We start from the raw sequence: 17,415 nt of genomic DNA on the forward strand, positions 1-17,415 counted from the left end.
AATCTCCCTGTGGGAGCGAGCCTGCTCGCGAAAGCGGTGGGTCAGTCAATAGTAGTGTTGCCTGACACGACGCCTTCGCGAGCAGGCTCGCTCCCACACGGGCTTTTTGGTGTGCAATGGATTTTTCACAGGCCTTCGACAGCCGCCTCATGAATCGCCTTCTAGACTTCCCGTATCAGCCGAAAACCGGCGCGGGAGAGTGCGATGTGGCGGTACGTGGGGTTGTTGGGCGTTGTATTGGCGCTGGGCGGTTGCCAGACCACCCATGAAGACTTGATCGCCAAGGGTTATCCACCGGCCCTCGCCGACGGTTTCGATGACGGCTGCATCAGCGGCCGGCAAGCGGCGGGGTCGATCAGCGGCGAATTTCGCAAGAACGTGCCGCGCTATCTCAAGGATCAGCAATACGCCGAAGGCTGGGTCGACGGCTTCCGCCAATGTCAGGCGATGCTCGAAAACAAGGATCGCGAGCAATATCGCAACGAACATTGGGACGAACGCGAACGCGCCTGGCAGCAGCAGAAGGACCAGGACGCCGGGCGGGCTTATCGCTCACAATAGGTCGCTTGCAGACATCCATTGAAACCAAATGCCGGCAACCATGGCCCAAATCCTTTAAGAGGAGGACTTCATGAGTCGCGCATTCGTCAACGAAGACAACGCCGCCGCGCAGGCCGATCAGCCGGTCGAACGCCAGGTCAGCACGCAGCCAAATTACGTCACACCGCAGGGCCTGGCGCAGTTGCAGGCCAAGGTCGCCGAATTGCAAAGCCAGATCAATGATCAGAGCACCAAGGGTGAACTTGCAGACAAGCAGCGCCAGGCCGACCTTGAGCGGGACTGGCGGTATTTCAATCACCGCCTGCAAAGCGCTCAAGTGGTGTCTTTGTCCGCATCGGCCGACAAAGCGCGGATCGGCACATGGGTCACCTTTGCCAATGAGCATGACCAGCAGCAACGAGTGCAATTGGTAGGCGAGGACCAGGCGGATGCGACGCAGGGCCTTATCAATTGGGGCTCGCCGTTGGGGCAGGCGTTACTCGGTACCAGTATTGGAGATGAAGTGTTGTGGAGTCGACCTGCTGGTGATTGCCTGATCGAGGTGCTGGATCTGCAGAACTCCTTGCCCGTTTGAATACCTTTCCGAGCGCCCGGCAAGGCGCAAGGCAGGATGCCGGTATCTATGACGTTTCGGACGGCGGATTCTTCCCGGAGATAAACAGCGCCAGGAACACAAGAAAAAACAACCCGCCACTGAAGATCATGGCGGTAAGCGAATTGAACAGCAGAAATATCAAAGGGACAAAAACACAGGCTTGAAGTATGGCAATATCAGACATGACCGTTAGCCGAAGTATACATACGATGACAAGCGTGTATAAAAAGCACCCTGCAAATCCAAAATTCAGATAAGCATCAATAAAGTACGCTGTATTCGCCGAGCCTGTTGCCGTTTCATTTTGCCCCCACTGAAAACTGAAAACTTCTTTCTCAAGATTTATTTTTTCCTCCCCCAGGAAAGCGGCAACTACCGAAATACTACGCCCGAATGTGAACTCACCATTCATGATCTCATGCTGATATCTTAGCCATTCATGCGCTGTTATATAAGGAATGTAAAAAACCCTGTTGAGGATGTATTCAACCTGGCTATCCCCTCTGAACATATTATATTTTTCGGGAACTGTAAGAGCCGCCTGTCTCAGACTTCTGTCTTTACTGGATTGATTCCCCGAACCGATCTGTGCAGCAGCCCCGGCTGTGTACGAATCATCGGCCAAGCCCCCGCGTGCCAGAAAGGAGGTGGTGCCAATTGCTGCTATTGTCAGCAGGAGTACGAGTGCGGCCATTCTGTAATTGCGTTTTTGCGTAAAGAAATAAAAAAGCGGCAGCAGGGCCAAAACACTCAAACTTTTCTCCAGCGTGAGCATCAATGAGAACAGAAACATCAGAAGCACGGCATGTCTTAACCTGCTATTACCCTGATACAGAATGCACACAGCGAATGGCATCAGGAACGAGCGAAACATGGAATACAAGTAATTCAATACAACTTCGAACCCGACTCTTGCGCGTAAAAAAGTTTCCCTGCCTTCGGCAACGACCTGTACATCCAAGCCCCTGATTGAGTCAAAAAGGGGTATGGAAGATGCCGTGTATGAGACATACACCATTAGCACGAAATAACTGCCGGAAACCCACAATGCCAACTTGCGCATTCCGACGTATTTCTTCTTGCAGGAATAAATAAAATCAAGTACCAGCACATCAATCCTTGATATCCAGAAGAACAGATAAAGGATTGTGCATATCACCGAGAGCAAGAGAACAACGGAGGCTTTAGGATCGTCACCCTTGAGGAACGAAATCAGGGCTGGCACCGTGTAGAAAGCCGTAATACCCAGAGGCAGCACCGAAGGCAGGAACAACCTGGTTGCCAATGACTTATCCACAGGCAGGGAGTTGCCCAGAGCCAGAGGTTTTTCATTGGCGAACATTCGCGAAGCCTCGCGTGACAGGAGATAGGAACGCGAGACTTTGCACGGACGAGAAAGGGAAAGAAGTCAGGCAAATCCGAGAGTGATGTAGGAAGTGTCGCCGCGGGACCCGGCGTCTATCATCGAATCGTCGATCGACCGCAGTTGCTCATTGAGCAGGTGTTGAAATGAGTGACAACCTGTTAAAAAAGTAAGCCAGTTCAGGTTTCATGGGGCCAATTGCTGGCCGGAAGAGGTGTCATCGAAGCCGGCATGTACGCCGGCATCAATCATCGCCCGGGTCGCAACGACCCGGGCGAGACATATTTCAGACCTCGGTTTTCAGTCAACCGGTCAGGCCTGAAGGCACGTTTTCAAGCAAGCCACCCAATATCAGGCCAGTTTCTTGTGGCGTACCCGGTGCGGCTGGGCCGCTGCTTCGCCGAGGCGTTTCTTGCGGTCGGCTTCGTACTCGGTGTAGTTGCCTTCGAAGAACACCGCTTGCGAGTCGTCTTCGTACGCCAGGATGTGCGTGGCGACACGGTCAAGGAACCACCGATCGTGGGAGATCACAATCGCCGCGCCAGGGAAGTCCAGCAGCGCTTCTTCCAGCGAACGCAGGGTTTCCACGTCGAGGTCGTTGGATGGTTCGTCGAGCAGCAGGACGTTGCCGCCCTCCTTCAGGGTCAGCGCCAGGTGCAGACGACCGCGCTCACCGCCGGAGAGGTCCTTGACGAACTTCTGCTGGTCGCCGCCCTTGAAGTTGAAGCGACCGACGTAGGTGCGCGACGGGATCTCGTAGTTGCCGATGCGGATCTGGTCGGAACCGTCGGAAATCTGCTGGAACACGGTCTTGCTGCCGTCGAGGTCTTCGCGGCTCTGGTCGACGCACGCCAGTTGCACGGTTTCGCCGACTTCGATGGTGCCCGAATCCGGTGTTTCCTTGCCCATCAGCATGCGGAACAGGGTCGATTTACCGGCACCGTTACCGCCGATCACGCCGACGATGGCGCCCTTGGGCATGGAGAACGACAGGTTGTCGATCAGCACGCGATCGCCGTAGCCCTTGGTGACGTTCTTGAATTCGATGACCTTGTCGCCCAGGCGTGGACCGGCCGGGATGTAGATCTCGTTGGTCTCGCTGCGCTTCTGGAATTCCTGCGATTGCATTTCTTCGAAGCGTTGCAGACGTGCCTTGGATTTCGACTGGCGGGCCTTGGCGCCTTTACGCACCCACTCCAGTTCTTCCTTCATGGCTTTTTCATGAGCCGACTGCTGCTTGGATTCGGCCGCCAGACGATCGGACTTGGCTTCGAGCCAGCCCGAATAGTTGCCCTCGTAAGGAATGCCCGCGCCGCGGTCGAGCTCCAGAATCCAGCCGGCGACGTTGTCGAGGAAGTAACGGTCGTGCGTGATCGCGACCACGGTGCCCGGGAAGTCGTGGAGGAAATGCTCCAGCCACGCCACCGAATCGGCATCCAGGTGGTTGGTCGGTTCGTCGAGCAGCAGCATGTCCGGCGCGGACAGCAGCAGACGGCACAGGGCGACACGACGCTTTTCACCACCGGACAGGTGTTCGACTTTCGCGTCCCAGGCCGGCAGACGCAGCGCATCGGCGGCGACTTCCAGCTGACGCTCGAGGTTGTGGCCGTCGCTGGCCTGCAGGATCGCTTCGAGCTTGGCCTGTTCAGCAGCAAGCTTGTCGAAGTCGGCATCCGGGTCGGCGTAGGCCGCGTAGACTTCGTCCAGGCGCGCTTGCGCATCCTTGATCACGCTGACCGCTTCCTCGACCACTTCACGCACGGTCTTGGTCGGATCAAGTTGCGGCTCTTGCGGCAGGTAACCGATGTTCAGGTCCGGCATCGGACGGGCTTCGCCTTCGAACTCGGTGTCGACGCCGGCCATGATTTTCAGCAGCGTGGATTTGCCCGAACCGTTGAGGCCGAGCACGCCGATCTTGGCGCCGGGGAAGAAGGACAGCGAAATGTTCTTGAGGATTTCCCGCTTCGGCGGAACAACTTTGCCCAGCCGATGCATGGTGAAGACGTATTGAGCCATGGAGAACCTTGGGTCAGTGACAGATGAATGATTGGAGCGCAGGCGATGCCTGGCCAGACCGGTGCGCGTCGTTCACTTGAGGGTCATCAATGCGTGCGCGCGGAAAAAAGTCTGATTCTAGGAGCTGGAACGCCCCCGCGTAACCGGCAAAGCTACCTTAATGACCGATGGCAGTCCAGCCGAGAGGGGCTGGCACTTCGCCACGAGTCAAGGCATGCTAGCCGCCCTTCGGGCGTCCGGCTTATAGTGCACGTCGCGCCAGTCCAGCCAAATCGCAGGATCACAGCTTGACCAATGTCACTCCGCCAGCCTCTGTGAGCAGCACCCCACCGGCGCCCGGCTCGCCCCTGCGCGGGACATTGAAGGGGGCGCTGGCCACCCTCGTGCTGTTATTGCTCGCGTTGCTGTTCTGGCAACTGCTCGATCAACTGCGTGAAACCCAGAAAAACCAGCGCCAGTACACCATCGATTACACCGCCGACCTCGCCGCTCAGGTCAGCCTGAACATGGCGCTGAATGCGCAAATCGCCCTCAATCTGCTACCGATCGTCGAACAACCGCAAACTGCCGACGAACAGCAGATGCTCCTGCGCAAACTGCAACGCTCGCTGCCCGACCTGCGCAGCATGGCCCTGCTCTCGCCCTCCGGCCGGATCATCAGCGACAGCGCCGCCGACAGCTCCGACGCCGATTACCTGACTGAACTGGTGCGCCGCAGCCGCGCCCAGGCGCATTACTTCAGCAATGCCGATGACGGCTCGGTAGTGCATCTGCTGCTGCATCAGGCCAGCGGCAGCAGTCGCGGTTACTGGGCCTTGCGCCTGACGCCAACCTTCTTCGACGCGCTGACCAAACAGGACGCCACCACCCTGCGCCCGTTGTGGCTGGTGGAAAACCGCCTCAATCACCAGATCATAAGCCGCGACGCTGCGCTGACGTCAGCCAAGGCCGGCGTGCTGACCCCGGACGATGTGGCGAACACCGTGCTGACCGTGCCGCTGAGCAGCAGCGACTGGCAACTGCGCGGGCTGTTCGACCGCCAGCGCGTACTGGAAGAATTGCTGCCGGCGTTCATCGGCAAATGCCTGCTCGGCCTGGCGTTCTCGATGCTGCCGGTGATCGCCCTGCTGAACATGCGTCGGCGTCAGCGCCAGGTGCATGAAGGCCGGCGGCGTTATCAGGATATTTTCGAAGGCACCGGCGTGGCCTTGTGCGTGCTTGACCTGTCCGGGCTAAAGCAGATGTTCGACAAGGCGCAGATCCAGACCAGCGACCAGCTCGAGGCCTGGCTCGACCAACCGCAGCAGCGCCAGCAACTGCTCGGGGAAATGCGCGTCACCGAGGTCAATCAGGTCGCCCTGCAACTGCTCGATGTGCACTCCTGCGACGATGCCTGGCAGTTGCTGATCGACGGCCAGCGCCACCCGCAGTGCGCGATCGGTCAGCAGATCCTCGACGCCGTCCTGCAACAGCAGAAACAGCTGGAACTGGAAATCAAACTGCCCAACAGCAACGGTCGCGATCAGCACCTGTGGATGGTCCTGCGCCTGCCGAGCGAGCAGCACGACTATAAAGCGGTGATTCTCAGCATCAACGACATCACCAGTCGCAAGCTGATCGAGTTGTCGTTGCTGGAGCGCGAAGGTTTCTGGTCGGACGTGGTGCGCACCGTACCGGATCATCTGTATGTGCAGGACGTGATCAGCCAGCGGATGATTTTCAGCAACCACCACCTCGGCCAGACCCTGGGCTACAACCGTACTGAACTGCATCAGATGGGCGAGTACTTCTGGGAAATCCTTCTGCACCCGGAAGACGCCGACTATTACCATCGTTCGCGACAGTTGCAGCGTCACGCCGGTTACAGCCAATTGTTGCAATGCCAATTGCGCTTCCGCCATCGCGATGGCAAGTGGCGGCGCTTCGACATCCGTGAACAGGCGCTGGCGCGGGACAAGCACGATCAAGTCACGCGCATCATCGGCGTGGCCAAGGACATCACCGAACAGATCGAGGCGAGCGAATCGCTGCGTGACAGCGAGCAGCGCTACCGCATGCTCGCCGAGAGCATCAGCGACGTGATTTTCTCCACCGACAGCAAGCTCTCGCTGAACTATGTCAGCCCCTCGGTGCAGGCCGTGCTCGGTTACAACGCCGAATGGATTTTCCAGAACGGCTGGCAATCGATCATCGCCAATCCCGGGCAACTGAACGGCATTCATGTGCTGATGGACCGCGTCAGCAAGGCGCTGGACAAGCCCGAGCAACTGGCATTGCTGCGCAGTCAGGTGCAAACGCAGCTGTTCCTCTTCGATTGCCTGCGCGCCGACGGCCGCAAGATTCCGATCGAACTGCGCCTGGTGCTGGTGTGGGACGAACACGGCGCGTTCGAAGGCGTGCTCGGCGTTGGCCGCGATATCAGTCAACAGCGCCGTGCCGAAAAAGATCTGCGCATGGCCGCCACGGTATTCGAGCATTCGACCTCGGCGATCCTGATCACCGACCCCGCTGGGTACATCGTCCAGGCCAACGAAGCGTTCAGTCGGGTCAGTGGCTACAGCGTCGGCGAAGTCCTCGATCAATTGCCGAACATGCTCACCGTCGACGAGCAGCAGGACGCGCACTTGCGCTACGTGCTCAAGCAGTTGCACGAGCACAGCACCTGGGAAGGCGAAGTGTGGATGAAGCGCCGTAACGGCGAGCATTACCCCGCTTGGGTCGGCATTACTGCCGTGCTCGACGACGAGGGCGATCTGGCCAGTTACGTGTGTTTCTTCAGCGACATCAGCGAGCGCAAGGCCAGCGAGCAGCGCATTCACCGCCTCGCCTATTACGACGCCCTCACCCACCTGCCGAACCGCACGCTGTTCCAGGATCGTCTGCACACCGCGCTGCAAGCGGCCGAACGGCAGAAGTCGTGGGTGGTGCTGATGTTCCTCGACCTCGACCGTTTCAAACCGATCAACGACTCCCTCGGCCACGCCGCCGGCGACCGCATGCTCAAGGACATGGCCACGCGCCTGCTGGCCTGCGTCGATGACGACGACACTGTGGCGCGCATGGGCGGCGACGAATTCACCCTGCTGCTGCAGCATCGCTCCAACCGCGAACTGGCGCTGAACCGGGCGATTCACGTGGCCGAGCAGATTCTCGCCAGCCTGGTGCGGCCGTTCGTGCTCGAGGGCCGCGAGTTTTTCGTCACCGCCAGTATCGGCATCGCCCTGAGTCCGCAGGACGGCAATGAACTCAGCCAGTTGATGAAAAACGCCGACACGGCGATGTACCACGCCAAGGAACGCGGCAAGAACAACTTCCAGTTCTATCAGGCCGACATGAACGCCAGTGCGCTGGAGCGTCTGGAACTGGAAAGCGATCTGCGCCATGCGCTGGAGCAGAACGAATTCGTCCTGTATTACCAGCCGCAGTTCAGCGGCGACGGCAAGCGCCTGACCGGCGCTGAAGCGCTGCTGCGCTGGCGCCATCCGCGTCGTGGGCTGGTGCCGCCGGGGGATTTCATTCCGGTGCTGGAAGAGCTTGGGCTGGTGGTGGATGTTGGCGACTGGGTCATCAGCGAGGCCTGTCGACAGCTGAAAACCTGGCACCAGCAACGCGTACGGGTGCCGAAGGTCTCGGTGAATATCTCCGCACGGCAATTCTCCGACGGCCAGTTGGGCACGCGAATCGCGACGATCCTGCGCGAAACCGGTCTGCCCCCGGCGTGTCTGGAGCTGGAACTGACCGAAAGCATCCTGATGCGCGAAGTCAGCGAGGCGATGCAGATTCTTGCCGGGCTGAAAAACCTCGGCCTGAGCATCGCAGTCGATGACTTCGGCACCGGTTATTCATCGCTGAACTACCTCAAGCAATTCCCGATCGACGTGCTGAAGATCGACCGTACTTTCGTCGACGGCCTGCCGTCCGGCGAACAGGACGCGCAGATCGCCCGGGCGATCATCGCCATGGCCCACAGCTTGAACCTGGCGGTGATCGCCGAGGGCGTGGAAACCCATGAGCAACTGGACTTCCTGCGTGAGCATGGCTGCGATGAAGTGCAGGGATATCTGTTCGGCCGGCCGATGCCGGCGGGGCGGTTTGAAGCGCAGTTCAGCAATGACGCGCTGTTCATGTTCGACTGAAGATTTGCGGCGCGGCCTTCGCGAGCAGGCTCGCTCCCACAGGGGAATGCATTTCACATGTGGGAGCGAGCCTGCTCGCGAAGGGGCCGGGAAAAGCACCGCACATCTGTCATGAACGCCACTTGTCTGCGACATGACGTCGTTTCATATGTCATCCAAAAGCGGTTGGGTTAGAATGCCCCCCTTTTCTGCCCCCCCGATCCTTGAGGACCGCCATGTTCAGCCGTGATTTGACTATTGCCAAGTACGACGCCGACCTTTTTGCCGCCATGGAGCAAGAAGCTCAGCGTCAGGAAGAACACATTGAGCTGATCGCTTCGGAAAACTACACCAGCCCAGCGGTGATGGAAGCTCAAGGCTCGGTCCTGACCAACAAGTACGCCGAAGGCTATCCGGGCAAGCGTTACTACGGTGGTTGCGAATACGTGGACGTGGTTGAACAACTGGCCATCGACCGCGCCAAGGAACTGTTCGGCGCCGATTACGCCAACGTTCAGCCGCACGCCGGTTCGCAAGCCAACGCCGCTGTTTACCTGGCTCTGCTGCAAGGTGGCGACACCATTCTGGGCATGAGCCTGGCCCACGGCGGTCACCTGACCCACGGCGCCAGCGTTTCCTCCTCGGGCAAGCTGTACAACGCCGTTCAATACGGTATCGATGCCAACGGCCTGATCGACTACGACGAAGTCGAGCGCCTGGCAGTCGAGCACAAGCCGAAGATGATCGTTGCCGGTTTCTCTGCCTACTCGCAGATCCTCGACTTCCCGCGCTTCCGCGAAATCGCTGACAAGGTTGGCGCCTACCTGTTCGTCGACATGGCTCACGTCGCCGGTCTGGTTGCCGCCGGTGTGTACCCGAACCCGGTGCCGTTCGCCGACGTCGTGACCACCACCACCCACAAGACCCTGCGCGGTCCACGTGGCGGTCTGATCCTGGCTCGCGCCAACGCCGAGATCGAGAAGAAGCTCAACTCCGCAGTATTCCCGGGCGCCCAGGGTGGTCCGCTGGAGCACGTGATCGCCGCCAAGGCAATCTGCTTCAAGGAAGCGCTGCAGCCAGAGTTCAAGGCTTACCAGGAACAAGTGGTGAAGAACGCTCAGGCCATGGCCGAAGTGTTCATCGCGCGCGGTTTCGACGTAGTGTCCGGCGGTACCAAGAACCACCTGTTCCTGCTGTCGCTGATCAAGCAGGACATCTCCGGTAAAGACGCCGACGCCGCACTGGGCAAAGCGTTCATCACCGTGAACAAGAACTCGGTGCCTAACGATCCACGCTCGCCGTTCGTCACCTCCGGCCTGCGCTTCGGTACTCCGGCTGTGACCACTCGCGGTTTCAAAGAGGCTGAGTGCAAAGAGCTGGCCGGCTGGATCTGCGACATCCTGGCTGACCTGAACAACGAAGCGGTGATCGACACCGTTCGTGAAAAAGTCAAAGCCATCTGCAAGAAACTGCCGGTGTACGGCGCTTGATGCGACGATAAACCCGCAGCATGAAAAACCGGCCAAGTGATTGGCCGGTTTTTTTTCGTCTGAATGAAAGATCAAAAGATCGCAGCCTTCGGCAGCTCCTACAGGGAGATCGCATTTCAGATGTGAGAGCTGTCGGAGGCTGCGACATTTGCTGCTGGACCACCGGTCAGACCGGTCATGCCAATTTCATGATTCCCACTTGTAATCAGGAAAAACCCAAGCCTAGACTGCGCCTGCACTGGACATACCGGTAAGACCACAATAATTAAGTCCTGAATCCGCTGCGCCACGCGTACGGCAGCCAGGACACCGACCCAGGATTCCTCCCATGCTCAGATGGTGCTCGCGCTCAATCTTCCTTCAAGTGGTTCTCGGACTGATGCTCGGCATCGTCTGCGGGCTGACCCTTCCTGAATACTCCGCCCAGCTGAAACCGCTCGGCGATGGCTTCATCAAATTGATCAAGATGCTCATTGGCCTGATCGTGTTCTGCGTGGTGGTCAGCGGCATCAGCGGCGCGGGCGATCTGAAGAAGGTCGGGCGCATCGGCCTCAAGTCGGTGATCTATTTCGAAGTGCTGACCACCATCGCTCTGGTGATCGGTCTGGTGTTCGCCTTCAGCACCGGCATCGGCAGCGGCGCGAATATTCATCTGGAGCAACTCTCCAGCGCCGATATGGGCGACCTCGCCGAGCGCGGCCAGCACATGCATACCACCACGCAATTTCTGATGGACCTGATCCCGACTTCGGTGATCGGTGCCTTCGCTGACAACAATATTCTGCAAGTGCTGCTGTTTTCGGTGCTGTTCGGCAGTGCGCTGAATCTTGTTGGCGAGGCCGCTTCCGGGATTTCGCGGCTGATCAACGAACTCAGCCATGTGATCTTCCGCATCATGGGCATGATCGTGCGTCTGGCGCCGATCGGCGTGTTCGGCGCCATCGCCTTCACCACCAGCAAATATGGCCTGGATTCGCTGCAGCACCTGGGCAGTCTGGTCGGTCTGTTCTACCTGACCTGCGTCGCCTTCGTCGCGCTGATCCTCGGTCTGGTGATGCGCGTCTCCGGCCTGCGCATGTGGCCGCTGCTCAAGTACCTGCGTGAAGAACTGCTGATCGTCATGGGCACTGCCTCTTCCGACGCCGTGCTGCCGCAGATCATGCGCAAGCTCGAACACCTCGGTATCGGCAGCTCTACTGTCGGTCTGGTGATCCCGACCGGGTACTCGTTCAACCTCGACGGTTTCTCGATCTACCTGACCCTGGCCATCGTGTTCATCGCCAACGCTACCGGCACGCCACTGGCGATGACCGACTTGCTGACCATCCTGCTGGTGTCGCTGATTACCTCCAAAGGCGCTCACGGCATTCCCGGTTCGGCGCTGGTGATTCTCGCCGCGACGCTGACGGCGATCCCGGCGATTCCCGTAGTCGGTCTGGTGCTGGTGTTGGCCGTGGACTGGTTCATGGGCATCGGCCGCGCGCTGACCAATCTGATCGGCAACTGCGTCGCCACCGTGGCCATCGCCCGCTGGGAAAAGGACATCGACGTGCAGCGCGCCAACAAAGTACTCAACGGCGAACAGGGCTATAACTTTCAACCGCGAAAAACCGTCGCTCAGGCGGCGGCCAAAGAATTTTGAATGAGTGCCGTGCCTGCCAATGCGCAGGCACGGCGCCGGGAGCCAATACGTGATTACAACGTCAACCGTCGTCAACTCAGTGGTGGAAAAACTCCGTGCCGCGTTGGCCCGTGGCCAGTGGCGCACAGGCGACATGCTGCCGGGCCAGCGCGAACTGGCCGAACAACTGGGCATCAGCCGGCCTAGTCTGCGCGAGGCGGTGATCGTCCTCGAAACCCTCGGCCTGGTGCGCTCGATGCCGGGCAAAGGCGTGATCGTCCTCGATGCGCAACTCAGCGACAGCCAGAGCCACGACAGCGCGGTGGCCGGGGCCAGTCTCGAAGACGTGCTGCAACTGCGCTACACCCTTGAGCCGTTCATCGTCGGTCTGGTTGCACAATCGATCAGCAGCAAGGAAGTCGGCCAGTTGCGCCTGACCCTGATGGACATGCGCGAAGCCCTCGAGGCCGGTGACAGCGAAGCCGGGGTCAGCGCCTACATCGCCTTCCACGAAGAACTGTTCACGCTGACCTCAAACCCGATTTTCCAGAGCGTGGTGCAACAGACCAGCAATGCCCTCAAGCAGAGCGCCGAAGTGTTGCGCAATTCCCCGGAACATCTGGCCGAACGCCTCGAAGAAAACGAAGCCGTAGTCCGCGCGATCCGCAGCAAGAACAGCGCCCAGGCCAGCGCCGAAATGCGTCGGCACATTCTGCGCGAAGGCCAGCGCATGGGCGTTGAGCTGAACATCCCGGACGACAACCTGCCCACCTGATTTGCCAGGAGAACGGCCATGAACAGTTTCGCTTCAGCGTCCCACGCGCAATCGACCGCCCTGCCCGTCTCTCGCCTGGGCACGCCGACGGAAGATCTGTATCCGCGACTGTTCGATGCGATCCTCGAGCAGCGTATCGATGAAGACAGCCGGTTCACCGAGGACAGTCTGAAGGCGATGTTCAATTCCAGCCGTGCCGATGTGCGGCGAGTGCTGACGCAGTTGTGTCATGAACAGATCGTGGTATTGCGCGCCAATCATCGGCCGCGAGTGGCGGCGCCGGATCGGGAATTGATTCGGCAGACTTTGCACGCGCGGCGGCTGGCTGAGAACACCTTGGTGCGGTTGGCCTGTCAGCGTCCGCGTGAAGATCAACTGACTGGCCTGCGCACGTTGATCGAACGTGAGAAGCGCGCCGTCGAGCAGGATCGGCGCGGAGCGGCGATTCGATTGTCGGGGGAGTTTCATCTGCAGTTGGCGCGGATGGCGGGGAATGTGCCCTTGGCGCATTTTCTGCGCAGTCTGGTGCCGCTGACGTCGCTGGCCATTGCGCGGAGTCAGAGCCCGACGCGCAGTTGTTGCGCATGGCAGGAGCATTTGGCGTTGGTTGAGGTTGTGGAGCGAGGTGATGTTTCCAAGGCCGGCATGTTGATGAATCGGCATCTGGATCATCTTGAGCAGACGCTGCTGGGTTCAGACCATGGGCATTGTGCTGTCGGCTAGATCGCCTTCGCGAGCAGGCTCGCTCCCACAAAAGACCGCATTCTGTCAGGAGGAATGCAATCCTCTGTAGGAGCGAGCCTGCTCGCGAAGAGGCCCTCTGAGCTGTTGAAATATCAGGCTTGTTGCGCCGCTACCCGCGCAAAACCCACCCGAATCTTCTCTTCCGGCAAATCATCGGCAATAAACACGATCACACTCTCCCGCGCCTCGCCCTCGGCCCATTCGGTGTCCCAGTCGAAACCGTAGAGTTTCAGCACACCCTGAAACACCAGGCGCCGGCCTTCGCCAGCAATGTTCAGCACGCCCTTGTAACGCAGCAATTGCTTGCCATGCTCTTCCAGCAGTTCGTTCATGAACTCGCTGAGCTGATCGATATCCAGCGCCTGATCGGTGCGCAACACCAGGCTGGAGATGCGATCGATCGACGGTGCCTTGCTCACCGGACGAAGGCTCAGACCACCGCCGAGGTCAGCATTGAGGTTGAAGCCGCGCACATCCAGCAGTTCGGCCAGATCGATGTTGCCATGCTCGACCACGCGGATCGGCGCGCGGCGGTTGATTCGCGTAAGGCGCTCGCTCAGCGCAGTGAACGTCGGTTCATCGACCAGATCGGTCTTGCTCACCAGCAGACGATCGGCGAAACCGATCTGCGCCTGGGCGATGGTCTGCGTCAGGTGCACGTCGGCGTGGGCGGCGTCGACCAGAGTGATGATGCCGTCGAGCAGATAACGCTCGCGCAGCTCTTCATCGATGAAAAAGGTCTGCGCCACCGGCGCCGGATCGGCGAGACCGGTGCACTCGATCACCAGACGATCGAAGGCGATCTCGCCGCTGTCCAGACGTTCGAGCAACAGGTACAGCGCCTTGGTCAGATCGGTGTGAATGGTGCAGCAGACGCAGCCGTTGGCCAGGGTCATGACCTGCACCGGCTCGTCACCGAGCAACTGAGTGTCGATGCCGGCGTCGCTGAATTCGTTTTCGATCACGGCGATTTTCAGGCCGTGCTCGGCTTTCAATAAATGACGCAGCAAGGTGGTCTTGCCGGCGCCGAGGAAACCGCTGAGGACCGTTACCGGAATGGGAGAAGACAAAACCCGATCTCCTGAAAAGAACACAAAAACAAATGTGGGAGCGAGCCTGCTCGCGAAAGCGGTGTGTCAGTCAAATCCTTCATCAACTGACACTCCATATTCGCGAGCAGGCTCGCTCCCACAGGGGATTACCTCAACCGCAGGCTGTCAGCTCAACAGCACTTCGGCCCACCCTTGCCACCGTAACGGGCTTCCTGACGTTCGCGAAAGAACATCTCGTAGCTCATCACCGGTTTGTCCGGGTGTTTGGTTTGCATATGCTCGACGTAGGTGTCGTAGTCGGGCATGCCGACCATCAGGCGCGCGGCCTGACCGAGGTATTTACCGAGGCGACTCAGGTCATTGAACATGCTGCAATCCTCTGGTTACGCATCCGGCAGGGCCTGGAATGGCGATTCTTTATCCGTACGCTCTTTCTTGCCCCAGGCGGCGATGCCGACCTTGAGCGCATAGAACAGGATGCTGAACACCACGAACAGGAACAGCGCGGTGAGTGTGGCGTTGGTGTAGGCGTTGAAGATCACGTGCTGCATCTGCTCGACGCTCTTCGCCGGTGCCAGCACCTGACCGTTGGCCAGCGCATCGCTGTACTTCTTGGCCAGGGACAGGAAGCCGATCGCCGGGTTGGCGTCGAACAGCTTGATGAAGCCAGCAGTTGTGGTGCAGATCAACAGCCAGGTGGCCGGCAACAGGGTGACCCAGATGTAGCGCTGGCGCTTCATTTTGATCAGGACCACGGTGCCAAGCATCAGCGCGATACCGGCGAGCATCTGGTTGGAGATGCCGAACAATGGCCACAAGGTGTTGATGCCGCCCAGAGGATCGATCACGCCCTGATACAGCAACCAGCCCCACATCGCCACACAACCGGCGGTGGCGATCAAGTTGGCGCCCCACGATTCGGTGCGTTTCAGCGCCGGTACGAAGGAGCCGAGCAGGTCCTGCAGCATGAAACGCCCGGCACGGGTGCCGGCGTCCACAGCGGTGAGGATGAACAGCGCTTCGAACAGGATCGCGAAGTGGTACCAGAACGCCATGGTGTTTTCACCCGGCAGGACACTGTGCAGGATCTGCGCAATACCGACCGCCAGGGTCGGCGCACCACCGGCGCGAGCCAGAATGGTGGTTTCGCCGATATCATGGGCAACCGCTTGCAGCGCTTCCGGTGTGATCGCAAAGCCCCAACTGGTGACAACCTGCGCCACCGAAGCGACGTCACTGCCGACGACTGCTGCGGGGCTGTTCATGGCGAAGTACACGCCCGGCTCGATCACCGAAGCGGCAACCATGGCCATGATCGCCACGAACGATTCCATCAGCATGCCGCCGTAACCGATGTAGCGGGCGTTGGTTTCGTTATCCAAAAGCTTCGGCGTGGTGCCCGACGAGATCAGTGCGTGGAAACCCGATACCGCGCCGCAGGCGATGGTGATGAACAGGAACGGGAACAGACCACCCTTCCATACCGGCCCGGTGCCGTCGACGAACTGGGTCAGCGCCGGCATTTTCAGCTCGGGCATGGTGATCAGGATGCCGATCGCCAGGGCGACGATGGTGCCGATCTTGAGGAAGGTCGACAGATAGTCACGTGGCGCCAGGATCAGCCACACCGGCAGCGACGCGGCGACAAAACCGTAACCGACCAGCATCCAGGTGATCTGCACACCGGTGAAGGTAAAGGCTTTGGCCCATACCGGATCGGCAGCGATCTGCCCGCCCAGCCAGATCGAGCCGAGCAGCAGCAACACACCGACCACGGAGATTTCGCCGATGCGGCCGGGGCGGATGTAGCGCATGTAGATGCCCATGAACATCGCGATCGGGATGGTCGCCATCACGGTGAAGATGCCCCACGGGCTCTCGGCGAGGGCCTTGACCACGATCAGCGCCAGCACCGCGAGGATGATGATCATGATCAGGAAGCAGCCGAACAGCGCGATAGTGCCGGGGATCCGGCCCATTTCTTCACGCACCATATCGCCCAGGGAACGGCCGTTGCGTCGGGTCGACATGAACAGGACCATGAAGTCCTGCACCGCGCCCGCCAGCACCACACCGGCAATCAGCCAGAGCGTGCCGGGCAGATACCCCATCTGCGCCGCCAGCACCGGACCGACCAGTGGCCCCGCGCCAGCGATGGCCGCGAAGTGGTGACCGAAAAGAATGTGTTTGTTGGTCGGCACATAGTCCAGACCATCGTTGTTGAGCACGGCGGGGGTGGCCCGACGTGGATCCAGTTGCATCACGTTGTTGGCGATGAACAGACTGTAGTAACGGTACGCAACCAGATAAATGGCCACGGCAGCGACCACAATCCACAAGGCGTTGATCGCCTCGCCGCGGCGCAATGCCACTACGCCCAGGGCGCACGCTCCTACGATTGCCAGCACGAGCCAGGGTAAGTGGCGCAGCAGGCTATTATTATTTTTCATTTTATTATTCCAGCCAGGGTGGACAAGAAAGACAGCCACCCCGAGTTTAGCGCTTACGGCGCCAAAGGCCATACCCCGACATAGGTCTAGACGCTTGAGCGATTGGCTGGCGCCCGCATTCGCGGTCTATAGTCAGCGAACCTTCATGAGGATTGCGCCATGAGCGAGCACCCCGCCAATCGACGTCGTTTCAAACGTATTGCGTTCGATGCCCGAACCGAGCTGAAACAGGGCGAGTACATTTGGCCGGTCAAACTGATCGACCTGTCGCTCAAGGGTCTGTTGATCGAACGACCGGAGCCGTGGCTCGGGGATAAAGAGCAGGACTTCTTAGTCGACATTCATTTGAGCGAAGACGTCGATATCGAGATGGACGTGCATCTGGCCCACGAGGAAAACGGCCACTTGGGGTTCATCTGCCGGCATATCAGCCTGGAGTCGATCCAGCGCCTGCGCCGATTGATCGAGTTCAACCTCGGTGATCCGCAGGAGCTTGAGCGGGAATTGGGTGCGCTGATCGAAATCTGATCAAAACCGGCCCACTGTAGGAGCTGCCGAAGGCTGCGATCTTTTGAGCCTGGTCTTTTAAAAGCAAGATCAAAAGATCGCAGCCTTCGGCAGCTCCTACACAGG

Annotated in this window: 13 protein-coding genes; 8 read left to right on the forward strand and 5 right to left on the reverse strand. The window is 59.4% G+C overall.

Annotated elements, in window-relative coordinates; genetic code table 11:
• Positions 1-204 precede the first annotated feature (204 nt).
• Together PS14A_RS21470 and PS14A_RS21475 are read left to right on the forward strand one after the other, a co-directional pair.
• On the forward strand, positions 205-561 hold the full coding sequence (locus tag PS14A_RS21470) for a hypothetical protein (protein WP_212617173.1): 357 nt from the start codon (positions 205-207) through the stop codon (positions 559-561).
• 70 nt (positions 562-631) lie between these two features.
• Complete coding sequence (locus tag PS14A_RS21475; RefSeq protein ID WP_130912495.1) at positions 632-1,135, forward strand: GreA/GreB family elongation factor; 504 nt, start codon at positions 632-634, stop codon at positions 1,133-1,135.
• A 46-nt stretch (positions 1,136-1,181) separates the two neighbouring features.
• On the opposite strand, the gene PS14A_RS21480 is transcribed toward PS14A_RS21475, so the two are convergent.
• Together PS14A_RS21480 and ettA are read right to left on the reverse strand one after the other, a co-directional pair.
• The gene (locus tag PS14A_RS21480; protein WP_212617174.1) at positions 1,182-2,498 is read right to left on the reverse strand and encodes a hypothetical protein; all 1,317 of its coding nucleotides are present in this window, start codon (positions 2,496-2,498) and stop codon (positions 1,182-1,184) included.
• Positions 2,499-2,870: 372 nt separating this feature from the next.
• On the reverse strand, positions 2,871-4,535 hold the full coding sequence (ettA, locus tag PS14A_RS21485) for an energy-dependent translational throttle protein EttA (RefSeq protein WP_003228391.1): 1,665 nt from the start codon (positions 4,533-4,535) through the stop codon (positions 2,871-2,873).
• 287 nt (positions 4,536-4,822) lie between these two features.
• Here ettA and morA point away from each other — a divergent pair, with 287 nt between their 5' ends.
• The 5 genes from morA to PS14A_RS21510 all read left to right on the forward strand — a co-directional run bounded on the left by morA (position 4,823) and on the right by PS14A_RS21510 (position 13,259).
• A complete protein-coding gene (gene morA, locus PS14A_RS21490) occupies positions 4,823-8,671 on the forward strand; it encodes a cyclic di-GMP receptor MorA (RefSeq protein WP_212617175.1) in 3,849 nt (1,282 codons plus the stop codon).
• Between the two features lie 215 nt (positions 8,672-8,886).
• Positions 8,887-10,140 carry a serine hydroxymethyltransferase gene (gene glyA, locus PS14A_RS21495; protein WP_130912498.1) on the forward strand — a complete coding sequence of 418 codons (1,254 nt, stop codon included), beginning with the start codon at positions 8,887-8,889 and terminating at the stop codon, positions 10,138-10,140.
• Between the two features lie 328 nt (positions 10,141-10,468).
• Positions 10,469-11,782 carry a C4-dicarboxylate transporter DctA gene (locus tag PS14A_RS21500; RefSeq protein WP_110603140.1) on the forward strand — a complete coding sequence of 438 codons (1,314 nt, stop codon included), beginning with the start codon at positions 10,469-10,471 and terminating at the stop codon, positions 11,780-11,782.
• A gap of 49 nt (positions 11,783-11,831) precedes the next feature.
• Positions 11,832-12,536 (forward strand): FadR/GntR family transcriptional regulator, encoded by a 705-nt coding sequence (locus PS14A_RS21505; RefSeq protein WP_130912630.1) that lies wholly within the window; start codon positions 11,832-11,834, stop codon positions 12,534-12,536.
• Positions 12,537-12,554: 18 nt separating this feature from the next.
• Positions 12,555-13,259, forward strand: coding sequence for a GntR family transcriptional regulator (locus PS14A_RS21510; protein WP_212617176.1), 705 nt, complete (start codon positions 12,555-12,557; stop codon positions 13,257-13,259).
• Between the two features lie 113 nt (positions 13,260-13,372).
• Here PS14A_RS21510 and yjiA read toward each other — a convergent pair whose 3' ends face one another.
• The 3 genes from yjiA to PS14A_RS21525 all read right to left on the reverse strand — a co-directional run bounded on the left by yjiA (position 13,373) and on the right by PS14A_RS21525 (position 16,782).
• On the reverse strand, positions 13,373-14,350 hold the full coding sequence (gene yjiA / locus PS14A_RS21515) for a GTPase (RefSeq protein WP_137215628.1): 978 nt from the start codon (positions 14,348-14,350) through the stop codon (positions 13,373-13,375).
• A 152-nt stretch (positions 14,351-14,502) separates the two neighbouring features.
• A complete protein-coding gene (locus tag PS14A_RS21520; RefSeq protein WP_003228401.1) occupies positions 14,503-14,700 on the reverse strand; it encodes a YbdD/YjiX family protein in 198 nt (65 codons plus the stop codon).
• Between the two features lie 15 nt (positions 14,701-14,715).
• Entirely contained in the window at positions 14,716-16,782 is a 2,067-nt protein-coding gene (locus PS14A_RS21525; RefSeq protein WP_016773099.1) for a carbon starvation CstA family protein, read from the reverse strand.
• A gap of 159 nt (positions 16,783-16,941) precedes the next feature.
• Between PS14A_RS21525 and PS14A_RS21530 the strand changes: the two genes are divergently transcribed.
• Positions 16,942-17,310 (forward strand): PilZ domain-containing protein, encoded by a 369-nt coding sequence (locus PS14A_RS21530; protein WP_130912633.1) that lies wholly within the window; start codon positions 16,942-16,944, stop codon positions 17,308-17,310.
• Positions 17,311-17,415 lie beyond the last annotated feature (105 nt).

The sequence above is a fragment of the Pseudomonas sp. 14A genome, from assembly GCF_018132745.1.
GTDB classification, from domain to species: Bacteria; Pseudomonadota; Gammaproteobacteria; order Pseudomonadales; family Pseudomonadaceae; genus Aquipseudomonas; species Aquipseudomonas mercuritolerans.

Coding starts and splice junctions, on each gene's coding strand:
- PS14A_RS21475 (WP_130912495.1), top strand. CDS start 632: ATGAGTCGCGCATTCGTCAACGAAGACAACGCCGCCGCGCAGGCCGAT.
- PS14A_RS21525 (WP_016773099.1), bottom strand. CDS start 16,782: ATGAAAAATAATAATAGCCTGCTGCGCCACTTACCCTGGCTCGTGCTG.
- PS14A_RS21520 (WP_003228401.1), bottom strand. CDS start 14,700: ATGTTCAATGACCTGAGTCGCCTCGGTAAATACCTCGGTCAGGCCGCG.
- PS14A_RS21530 (WP_130912633.1), top strand. CDS start 16,942: ATGAGCGAGCACCCCGCCAATCGACGTCGTTTCAAACGTATTGCGTTC.
- PS14A_RS21500 (WP_110603140.1), top strand. CDS start 10,469: ATGCTCAGATGGTGCTCGCGCTCAATCTTCCTTCAAGTGGTTCTCGGA.
- PS14A_RS21510 (WP_212617176.1), top strand. CDS start 12,555: ATGAACAGTTTCGCTTCAGCGTCCCACGCGCAATCGACCGCCCTGCCC.
- PS14A_RS21480 (WP_212617174.1), bottom strand. CDS start 2,498: ATGTTCGCCAATGAAAAACCTCTGGCTCTGGGCAACTCCCTGCCTGTG.
- PS14A_RS21470 (WP_212617173.1), top strand. CDS start 205: ATGTGGCGGTACGTGGGGTTGTTGGGCGTTGTATTGGCGCTGGGCGGT.
- ettA (WP_003228391.1), bottom strand. CDS start 4,535: ATGGCTCAATACGTCTTCACCATGCATCGGCTGGGCAAAGTTGTTCCG.
- glyA (WP_130912498.1), top strand. CDS start 8,887: ATGTTCAGCCGTGATTTGACTATTGCCAAGTACGACGCCGACCTTTTT.